We start from the raw sequence: 10,896 nt of genomic DNA, 5'->3' as shown, positions 1-10,896 counted from the left end.
AATTTATTAGAGACCTTTGCATAAATAGAAACAATCATCAGAAACCCACTTTTCACCCACTTGGCGATTTTTTAAACCCAGTCTTAGCCCTGCTAGGACAAGGTTTAAAGAAATCACCAATTGGGCAAAAATTGGATTTTGCTAATCATCCCTATTTATGCAAAGGTCTCTATGTTAAAGTAAACTTAACAACCCAAATTTTATACGATTTAATTAATGATAATAGGATTTATTAATTACAAAAAATAGGTGTTTTTCTTAAAAAAAATTGCAACTAATTTAAGACGAATGACGTATGATATAGGGTAGATTTAACAAAAAGAGGAAAAGTAAATGATATTAGAAATTGTCTTTGCAGCAGGTTGTTTTTGGGGTGTGGAAAAGAATTTTGAAAAAATACCAGGTGTGGTTGAGGTAACTTCTGGTTATGCTGGCGGCAATTATGACAACCCAGACTATCACCAAGTGCTGGCAAATAAAGATGACAACCAAGTATTTAATTCTCTAGATTTATTAAAAAAAATTCCTTGGAGTGATGAAGAAGACGAAGATGATGAGAATAACAAAAAAACCAATAAAAACATCATCAATCATGCTGAAGTCGTTAAAGTTGTTTATGACACAAAGTTAGTTTCTACTGAATTTCTAATTAAAAACTTTTGGGAATTACACGACCCTACCCAAATCGATGGGCAAGGCAATGATAAGGGTAATAATTATCGCTCAGCCATTTACTGGACGAATGACGAGCAAAAAAAAATCGCACTAAGCACTAAAGATGAATACCAAGCGCTATTAAATAAAAAAGGCTTTGGAGAGATTGTAACCGAATTAAAACCTTTGGATAAATTTTGGCAAGCAGAAGATTATCATCAAGACTATTTGGCTAAAAATCCAAATGGCTATTGCCCTAATCATAAAACAGGGATAAAGTTTGCCAATCAAGGGATGATTAAAGAAAAACTCAGTGGCACTTACAACGAACATCTAAAAGGCCTTATTTTAGAGCCTTTAGATGGCAAAGAAATTGTCGTCATTGAGTCTGATGCTTATTGCCCCTATTGTGTGGCTTTCAAGCAAAAAGTACTAGATAAATACAAGGGTAGTATTCCTGTTAGAAGCGTGTTTGCACACAATCTTAAAGGCTATACAACCAAAACGCCAACTTTTGCCACACCAACCATCTTATTTATTGAAAATGGCGTAGAAAAAGCAGGCTTTCAAGGCTACCTATCACCACAAGAGTTTTACAAAATCTTAGGGAAATTCAAATTAGGCGACTCTAAAGCCTTTGACATTGCTTTTAACGAAGGGACTGAAGGTCGTTTTTGCAAACAATACGATATCTTCAAAAACACACCAGATGGTATATTTGTTGACAAACTCTCAGGTGCACCTTTGTTTGATACTAATGATCGTTTCAACTCTAAAAGTGGCTGGCTGAGCTTCACCAAAGCCATTGACAACAGTACGATAGAAAAACCAGACAATAGATTTGGTATGAGCCGCATTGAAATCATATCAAAAAGCACCGGTATTCACTTGGGGCATGTATTTGAAGACGGACCAAATGGCAATCGTCGTTTTTGTATTAATGCAACTGTGCTAGATTTTGTTGCAGATTTAAAACAGTAATCTTGATGATTTTTAGCCTACTATTTATTATGTGCAAAACTTAATACAAAGTTAACCGCTACTTTGTCAGAAAGACTCAAGCCGCCCACTGTTTTTGACAAGGCGATTAAATTCTTAGCAGGGATGCCGTAATCATTAGCATCGATAATGATTGGCTTCATAGAGGTAATCAGTAATTTCTTTTTATAAACTTTTGCAACTAGAACCTCTAATTTTATCTCTTTACTAACGCCATAAAACTCCAAAATAGCGGGTATTTCCATTCTCTTGTAATAGCGAATTGACTTGATTTTTTTCATATCAATGGTTGCCTTGATACTCGCTTGAGGAAATTTCACCACTTTAAAAAACAACGCTTTCAATCGTTGGTCTCTTATCGCTATATTTGTATTTACGCTACTTAGATCAATGTTTATTTCCGCTTTCCCTGAGCTGGAAATTGATCCTGTTATGCCTTCAAAAACCGCAGGCTCAACCACATATTGTTTTTTTATGGTGCTAAAATTGACTACCGAATTATTGCTATCAATCCTATATTTAGGCGCTGAAAAAGCACCATTTAGTGTGGTTAGTGATAGTAACAAAAATGCAGTTAGTGTTGTTTTTATTGAGTTCATATTATTTTCTTAAAACTATTAATTAAATAAAGCTTCTGATTATTTCTATTTTAAAGAGACCTTTGCATAAATAGGAACAATCATCAGAAACCCACTTTTCACCCACTTGGCGATTTCTTTAAACCCAGCCTTAGCCCTGCTAGGACAAGGTTTAAAGAAATCGCCAAGTGGGTGAAAATTGGATTTTGCTAATCATTCCTATTTATTTAAAGGTCTTTTAAAGAGATCTTATTATATAATAAAATCTCTACAACTAGATTAGTTTCCTTTACACAGGAGTGTCATCATGATTGAAAAATTTCCACCTATTCCTCAGGATTTACAGGTTAAAGTGTCTTGTATATCTAATCAACACCAACAATTAAAGCAGCTTCAATTTGTAGATATGACTGGAACAGATCAAGTCAAAAATAACGACTGGGAAAAACCCAAGTATCTTGGATTTACAAGTGCTCAAAAATCTCAACCAAATCTAGAGGAAATTGGTCTTTACACAATGGGCATTGCCACATGCGTTGGTATTGGGGTACTCTTCCAAGGTCCAACACACAATGGCGTTGGACTCATACATTTATCCTCTGATGTAGTACTCAATGAAAATGGCTGTGGCTGTGCGAATGCACTGCAAAAAATCCTCGCTAAACTCTTAGAAAAAGGTAATACAATTGGTCCATCCATCAAGGTCGTGCAAGTATACGATATTGGTGATGTAGATAAAACCAAGTTAATGATTGAAAAAATCGATAAAACACTTGATGAATTGAAATATACGCAAACGAGAATTGTGGCCATACAAACAGATCAGCTCGCGCCCTGTGCACAAATGGCAGGTAATGCAAACCTGCAACTTGGTCCTTATAACTGCATGAAGGAAGAAGTGTAAATACCACGCACGCCTTGTTTAATTTACACGCTCTATTCTTGCATTTTTAAGATTACCCTTATGCCTAACCAACAATCTATTTCATATCTTTATTCTGCTTCTTCCTCGGGTATCCCACTCTCGTCTTCAGTTTCAGCAATCTTAGCAATGGATACCAACTTCTCGCCTTTGGCGATTTTAATAAGTGTTACACCTTGGGTGTTTCTACCAATAATGGAGACATCGTTAGCTCTTGCACGAACCAATGTGGCTTTGTTAGAGATCAGCATCATTTCATCTTCATCAGTCACTTGAATAGCACCGACTACTTTGCCATTTCTATCACTGGTCTTAATAGAAATAACACCTGAGCCACCACGCGCTTGGGCTCGATATTCATCAAGATTAGTACGCTTGCCATAGCCTTTTTCAGTGGCCGTTAGAATTGGACTTGAATCATCAGCAATAATAGCTGAGACGATTTCATCGTCTTTTAATTTCATACCACGCACACCGATGGCTGTTCTACCAACAGCACGCACATCAGATTCTTTAAATCTAATTGACTTACCATTTGCTGAAAACAGCATAATGTCATTTTCTCCAGAAGTAATATCAACGCCTACCAATTTGTCACCATCTCTGAGCTCAATGGCAATGATGCCACCTTTTCTTGGGCGTGAGAAATTTGTTAATGATGTTTTCTTACAAGTGCCACTACTGGTTACCATAAAGACAAATTGATCTTGTGTAAATTCAGCAACTGGCAAGATGGCATTAATAACTTCATCTTTTTCTAATGGCAATAAATTAATAATTGGTTTGCCGCGCGCCGTGCGTGATGCCATTGGCAACTCATAAACTTTGAGCCAATGCACTTTACCCGTTGATGAGAAACACAAAACAGTATCGTGAGAATTCGCCACGAACAGTTGGTCAACAAAGTCTTCGTCTTTCATCTTTGTTGCCGCCTTACCCTTGCCACCACGACGCTGCGCTTGATAATCACTCAGCGATTGCGCCTTAACATAGCCACCATGCGACAAGGTAACGACACGCTCTTCTTGTGCAATTAGATCTTCTAGGGTTAGGTCAATCTTACTCTCAATAATCTCAGTGAGTCGTCCATTAGCAAAGTTATCGCGAATTTCAATTAACTCATCACGAATCACTTGCATTAACTTTTCAGGATTTTGTAAAATATCAAGCAAGTATTTAATACCTTCTAACAGTTCGTTAAATTCATCGAAAATCTTATCTTTTTCTAATCCTGTTAAACGATGAAGCTTTAAGTCAAGAATTGCTTGTGCTTGTTTTGGCGACAGTTGGTAATCACCAGATTGTTGCAAACCAAGTTCAGCTGGTAAATCTTCTGGCTTGAATAATGACATGTCACGATCGCCAATCAAGTCTTTAATGGCGCTACCCTGCCAAGTCTTAGCGATCAATTGTTCTTTCGCTTTAGTGGGGCTGGGCGCAGCCTTAACCAGTTCAATGATTTCATCAATATTGCTCAGTGCAACTGACAAACCCTCTAAGATATGTGCACGGTTTCTTGCCTTATTGAGCTCAAAAATAGAGCGACGGGTAACCACATCACGCCTATGTGCAATAAAGGCATCTAATATCCCTCTAAGCGTCATTAACTTAGGCATGCCTTTGTCAATTGCTACCATATTAATACCAAATACAGTTTGCATCTCGGTCAACTTGTAAAGGTTATTAAGCATCACTTCTGGCACTTCACCACGACGCAGCTCAATCACCATACGCATACCGTCTTTATCAGATTCGTCTCTTAAACCGGTAATACCATCCACTTTTTTATCTTTGACCAACTCAGCAATCTTAGTAATCAACTTGGCTTTATTTACCTGATACGGCAATTCTGTCACTACAATACTTTGCTTATCTTCGCCTTCAACATGAGAAACCGAACGCAAATAAATCTTACCCTTGCCTGTTTCATAGGCTTGACGAATACCTGATGCACCGTTAATAATACCCTCTGTTGGAAAATCAGGACCTGGTATCAATGCTAAGAGGTCATCAAGCGTTATTGTGTCTTTATCAATAACTGCCAAACAAGCATCAACAACTTCACCTAAATTGTGTGGTGGAATATTCGTTGCCATGCCTACTGCAATACCTGATGAACCGTTGACCAATAAGTTAGGAACACGCGTTGGTAGAACACTTGGCTCTGATTCTGAACCATCATAGTTGTCAATAAAATCAACAGTTTGCTTATCTAAATCGCGTAATAATTCGTGTGAAAGCTTTGTCATACGAATTTCCGTATAACGCATGGCTGCCGCACGATCACCATCAACAGAGCCAAAGTTACCTTGACCATCAATCAAGATACTGCGCATTGAAAACGGCTGCGCCATACGAACGATAGTGTCGTATACTGCAGTATCACCATGCGGATGATACTTACCAATCACATCACCAACAATACGCGCTGATTTTTTATAAGATTTGTTATAGTCATTACCCAACACATCCATGGCATAAAGCACCCGACGATGTACCGGCTTTAACCCATCTCGCACATCAGGCAAAGCACGGCCAACGATAACACTCATTGCGTATTCCAAATAGGAATCTCGCATTTCATCTTCAATAGTAACGACGGGGAAATTAGGCGTAAACGCTTCAGGATTATCGATGTTTTCAGACATACAAAAAATACTTAATTAAATTAACTTTTATTATATCATTTCTCATCAGGAATAATACTAAAAGTGCTGATAATTTTACAACTCAGGTATGCCGCTATATTATGCAATAAAATATTTAAAAATCAACAATCTATATATTTCTTTTCTGAACGGATTTTGAGAGAGCTTTGAGCAGTTTTTCAGTATCATTCCAACCAATACAACCATCGGTAATACTAACCCCATATTCAAGCGATTTTAACGGCCCAACTGGCTGACTACCTTCGTTAAGATGTGACTCAATCATTACCCCAAAAATTTGCTTAGAACCTGCACTAATTTGCTTAGCAATATCATCACCAACTTTAAGTTGATTTTTAAACTTCTTCTCGCTATTGGCATGTGAAAAATCTACCATTAACCTATCGGATAGACCCGAATCAACAAGTTGCTTAGCAGTGGCTTGCACACTCTTGCTATCGTAATTGGTTTCGCCCTTGCCACCACGCAAAATAACATGGCAATTTGGATTACCCGAAGTCGTATATCGATTAATCATGCCTTTTTTGTTAATCGACCAAAACATATGTGAATTACTGGCAGAAACAACCGCATCAATGGCCACTTGAGCGCCGCCATCTGTGCCATTTTTAAAACCAACAGGACAAGACAAGCCTGAGGCTAATTCACGGTGTGTTTGACTCTCTGTGGTACGCGCACCAATTGCACCCCATGAAATCAAATCAGAGATATATTGTGGGGTAATTAAGTCTAAGTATTCAGTTGCTGTCGGTAAGCGTTTTTTAGCTAAATCTAACAATAAGCCGCGTGCCAAATCAAAGCCTTTTTCCATATTAAAGCTACTGTTTAAATCAGGGTCATAAATCAAACCTTTCCAACCAATAGTGGTGCGTGGCTTTTCAAAATACACACGCATAACGATAAACAAATCGTCTTTTAACTCATCGCGTAATTTTACTAATTTCTCGCTGTATTCTATCGCAGCCTTGGGGTCATGAATAGAACAAGGACCCACAACAACAAACAAGCGTTTGTCCTTGCCTTTAATAATGTTAGCAATGGTTTTGCGTGCATCAACAATAAAGTCAGATTCTGTTTTTTTTACCTCGTGTCTTTTGATATACACCATCGGTGGGGTAATAGATTCAGCCTTAGTAATGCGAATATTGCTAATTTTTTGTAGTATTTTTTTTAGCATGGAGCCTTAATGTTTGTTGTTTTCGATTACAGCATAAGCCGAGTGATTGTGAATTGATTCAAAATTTTCTGACTCTAAACGATAGTAATCAATATTGTCATTGGCATTTAGTCCAACTGCAATATCACGCACTAAATCCTCAACAAATGCAGGATTATCATACGCTCTTTCGGTAACAACTTTTTCATCATCACGCTTTAAAATGGCGTACAACTCACAGGAGGCTTTTTGCTCTGCCAGTTCAATCAAATCTTCTAAATGTAGCGTTTTACCTTTGGCGATTCTCGCCTTAATGGTAATATGCGAACGCTGATTGTGCGCACCATATTTAGAAATACTCTTGGAACATGGGCAAAGACTGGTAACCGGCACCACGACCTTTATCATCACCTCGGAAGCACCTTGATTCAAAATACCGTATAAAGTTACCTGATAATCCATTAACGATTCCACACCTGAAGAAGGTGCTTTTTTCTTACGGAAGAAGGGGAATTCTAGCGTAATATGCGCTGTATCAGATTCTAATTTTTCTCGTACTTTGTCAATAATTTTATCAAAATTACCACTGTTAAACTCACAAGACCCTTCGTTCAAAATCTCAATAAAACGCGACATATGGGTACCTTTAACATGCTCTGGTAATGTTACTGTCATCGTAAAATTGCCAATCGTTGGATTTTTGTTGCCATCACGGTCAATAAAAGTAATCGGATGTGAGATATCTTTGATACCCACTTTGTCAATAACGATTTGACGCGTGTCCGCATTATTTTGTGTATCAGGTAAATTAGCTGCACTCATAGTCTTGGCTCCGAATAGGTAACAGACGCTCGAGGTGTTTCCCAAATAATCACTTCGCAAACACGAACATCTTGATTGTTAATTAGTACACCCACCTCTTGATAAAAATATTTTGCAATATTTTCAGCAGTTGGGTTCAACTCATCAAAAGGTGGAATCTCATTCAAATATTGATGGTCCAGTCTCTTGACAACTTCTTTGGTTTGTTTTTTAATTTCACGAAAATCAATTGCGATACCCAAAGCATCAAGCACTGCAGACTCGACCGACACCTCAACTTGCCAATTATGACCGTGCAGGCGCGAACAATCACCGGGGTAATCGCGCAAAGAATGTGCTGAAGCAAAGTCAGTGACAATTTTTAAGACGAACATAGTTCGGAAAAATTAGAAAAAACGCTATTATACCAACCTATCTAAATTAATTACACCTTGAATTAATAGGTGTCTACTTAATCAACGGCTTCGATTTTAGATAGGTTTTGATAACCTTTCGGCAATAGGTTGCCGCGTTTTGCACGCGTACCCCTATAATTAGTTAAGTCTTGAAATTTAATGGTTAAATGGCGCTTACCTGCCGTTACTTTAAGGTTTTGTGTGTCTAATAATACACAAACACTAACCACAAATTCTTCACCAGAAACTCTCTCTTTCGATGGGATTTGAATAAGTTTGTTGCCCTTACCTTTTGACAAAATTGGCAACTCAGATACTGGGAATATCAACAACCTACCACGATTGGTGGTAGTGGCAACAAACTGTTTTTCTAAATCATCAACCTTAATTACTTTCATAACTTTAGCAACATCTGGCAATGATAAGGAAGCCTTACCTGCTTTTTTCTTTGATAATAAATCACCAATGGTCGCAATAAAACCATAACCTGCATTTGATACAAGTAGGATATTTTGACTGTCATCGCCCATCACTACATCAACAAATTTAGCATCTATGGGTGGTGTGAGTTTTCCTGTCAATGGCTCACCTTGCCCTCTTGCACTTGGTAAAGAGTTAGCAATTAGTGCGTAAGATCGCCCTGTTGAATCTAAGAAAACTGCTGCCTTATTGCTACGACCTTTAGCACTGGTTAAATAATTATCGCCTGATTTATAATTCAAGGTAGTCGGGTCAACATCATGCCCTTTAGCACTACGCACCCACCCCTTGTCACTCAGCACCACTGTCACATTTTCAGCAGGTACTAAATCATCTTCATTAAAGGCTTGTGCTTGCGTAACATTTGAATGAATACTTGAGCGTCTCTCATCGCCAAAGTCTTTAATAATGGCTTTAAGTTCTTTTTTAATGTAAGTTTTTAGACGCGTGTTACTTGACAATAACAATTCTAATTGCTCTTTTTCTTCTGCCAATTCTTTTTGCTCGCCTTGAATTCTCATTTCTTCTAACTTAGCAAGATGACGAAGTTTTAACTCTAAAATTGCCTCAGCTTGTATTTCGCTAAGTTTAAAACGCGCTATTAATACTGGCTTTGGCTTATCCTGCGCACGAATAATCGCAATCACCTCTTCAATATTTAAAAATGCAATCAACAAACCATCTAAGATATGTAGACGCGCCAAAATCTTATCAAGACGGTAATTTAGACGATTGGTCACAACTTGGATGCGATAAGTTAGCCATTCCTTAATCATTGGGATAAGCGGTTTAACCTGTGGTTTACCATCCAAACCAATCACATTCATATTAACGCGATAATTTTTCTCTAAATCGGTAGTGGCAAATAAATGCAGCATTAGAGCGTCCGCATTCACACGATTTGATCTAGGTATAATCACAATGCGTGTTGGATTTTCATGGTCAGATTCATCACGAATGTCCTCAACCAATGGCAGTTTTTTCTTACGCATTTGGTCGGCAATTTGAGTGATGACTTTAGAACCAGAAGTTTGGAAAGGCAATGCTTCAACAACAATATTACCTTTTTCTTTTTGATAAGTGGCACGCATTTTGACCGAGCCATGACCCGTGGCATAAATTTGTTTAATATCTGCTTTACTTGATACAATATCGGCATTTGTCGGATAATCCGGTGCCGGCATAATCTCCATAATCTCATCTAATTCTGTAGTAGGTTTATCCAATAATTGAATACAAGCACTCACCACTTCGCTCAAATTATGCGGTGGCACATCTGTTGCCATACCAACAGCAATGCCTGAGGTGCCATTTAAGAGTAAATTAGGGACTTGCGCTGGTAAGTTTCTAGGCTCTTGCAATGAACCATCAAAATTATCCACCCAATTAACCGTGCCTTGATTGATTTCACTGAGTAATAAATCGGCATAACGAGAGAGTTTACTCTCGGTATAACGCATGGCTGCAAATGATTTAGGGTCATCAGGTGCACCCCAGTTCCCTTGTCCATCAATAAATGGATAACGATAAGAAAAAGGTTGTGCCATCAGCACCATCGCCTCATAACAAGCACTGTCACCATGTGGATGGAATTTACCTAAAACATCGCCCACAGTACGGGCAGATTTTTTGAATTTTGCTGTGGATTTAAGCCCTAATTCACTCATCGCATAGACAATACGACGCTGTACAGGCTTGAGCCCATCACCCACAAATGGCAATGCACGGTCAAGAATGACATACATAGAATAATCAAGATAAGCATTCTCGCTAAATTGTGCAACGCTTTGTTGTTCAAGACCGATTTGGCTCATTCTGCTCCTATCTAGTGAGTGGGTATGAAAACTCAGGTCATTTTAACTCAAATATTCAATATAATTTTTATTAAAAAAATAAAACCATATATTTAACCATATATTAACAATCAACTGTTTGTAAGTCAACCGCCTGCCAAACCCACTCATAATCATACTCTTAATTTTATCCCAAGTATAAATCTTCACATCACACTAACAAAACTCCAGCACATTTTTTTTCAGCATTCCCTAAACTTGCACTGGGTTTTTGGTAGCACTCAATGAAGTCTATTAATTATCCGAGACTTTTGCATAACTCATAATTCTCCACCCTAATTTCAATTTTTAGATTTTTTTCAAAAATATTTTCAAAACTATCTGTATTTTTTCATAAAGTCCAAAAAAAACCTTATTTTCCCAACTGT

Annotated in this window: 9 protein-coding genes; 3 read left to right on the top strand and 6 right to left on the bottom strand. The window is 37.8% G+C overall.

The features are described from left to right. Together BBROOKSOX_RS07130 and msrA are read left to right on the top strand one after the other, a co-directional pair. Positions 1-236 (top strand): hypothetical protein (locus BBROOKSOX_RS07130; RefSeq protein ID WP_218973709.1); only part of this gene is annotated, 236 nt, incomplete at its 5' end. A gap of 97 nt (positions 237-333) precedes the next feature. After that, positions 334-1,635, top strand: a complete 1,302-nt coding sequence (gene msrA, locus BBROOKSOX_RS07125; RefSeq protein WP_139660520.1) for a peptide-methionine (S)-S-oxide reductase MsrA — start codon at positions 334-336, stop codon at positions 1,633-1,635. A gap of 20 nt (positions 1,636-1,655) precedes the next feature. On the opposite strand, the gene BBROOKSOX_RS07120 is transcribed toward msrA, so the two are convergent. Further along, positions 1,656-2,252 (bottom strand): YceI family protein, encoded by a 597-nt coding sequence (locus tag BBROOKSOX_RS07120; RefSeq protein ID WP_139660519.1) that lies wholly within the window; start codon positions 2,250-2,252, stop codon positions 1,656-1,658. Positions 2,253-2,538: 286 nt separating this feature from the next. Between BBROOKSOX_RS07120 and BBROOKSOX_RS07115 the strand changes: the two genes are divergently transcribed. Then, positions 2,539-3,135 (top strand): hypothetical protein, encoded by a 597-nt coding sequence (locus tag BBROOKSOX_RS07115; protein ID WP_139660518.1) that lies wholly within the window; start codon positions 2,539-2,541, stop codon positions 3,133-3,135. Between the two features lie 89 nt (positions 3,136-3,224). On the opposite strand, the gene gyrA is transcribed toward BBROOKSOX_RS07115, so the two are convergent. The 5 genes from gyrA to parC all read right to left on the bottom strand — a co-directional run bounded on the left by gyrA (position 3,225) and on the right by parC (position 10,489). Beyond that, a complete protein-coding gene (gyrA, locus tag BBROOKSOX_RS07110; RefSeq protein WP_139660517.1) occupies positions 3,225-5,801 on the bottom strand; it encodes a DNA gyrase subunit A in 2,577 nt (858 codons plus the stop codon). A gap of 130 nt (positions 5,802-5,931) precedes the next feature. Beyond that, a complete protein-coding gene (locus BBROOKSOX_RS07105) occupies positions 5,932-6,999 on the bottom strand; it encodes a 3-deoxy-7-phosphoheptulonate synthase (protein WP_139660516.1) in 1,068 nt (355 codons plus the stop codon). A 6-nt stretch (positions 7,000-7,005) separates the two neighbouring features. Next, positions 7,006-7,800: a GTP cyclohydrolase FolE2 gene (gene folE2 / locus BBROOKSOX_RS07100; RefSeq protein WP_139660515.1), complete on the bottom strand. Its 795-nt coding sequence runs from the start codon at positions 7,798-7,800 to the stop codon at positions 7,006-7,008. Further along, entirely contained in the window at positions 7,797-8,174 is a 378-nt protein-coding gene (queD, locus tag BBROOKSOX_RS07095) for a 6-carboxytetrahydropterin synthase QueD (protein WP_139660514.1), read from the bottom strand. Before queD ends, folE2 begins: the two co-directional genes overlap by 4 nt. A 77-nt stretch (positions 8,175-8,251) precedes the next feature. After that, positions 8,252-10,489, bottom strand: a complete 2,238-nt coding sequence (parC, locus tag BBROOKSOX_RS07090; RefSeq protein ID WP_139660513.1) for a DNA topoisomerase IV subunit A — start codon at positions 10,487-10,489, stop codon at positions 8,252-8,254. Positions 10,490-10,896: the final 407 nt, after the last annotated feature.

It is taken from the genome of bacterium endosymbiont of Bathymodiolus sp. 5 South (assembly GCF_900128535.1).
Lineage (GTDB): Bacteria > Pseudomonadota > Gammaproteobacteria > PS1 > Pseudothioglobaceae > Thiodubiliella.
Note: the sequence above shows the minus strand (reverse complement) of the source record. Positions and strands in the feature narration are given on the sequence as shown.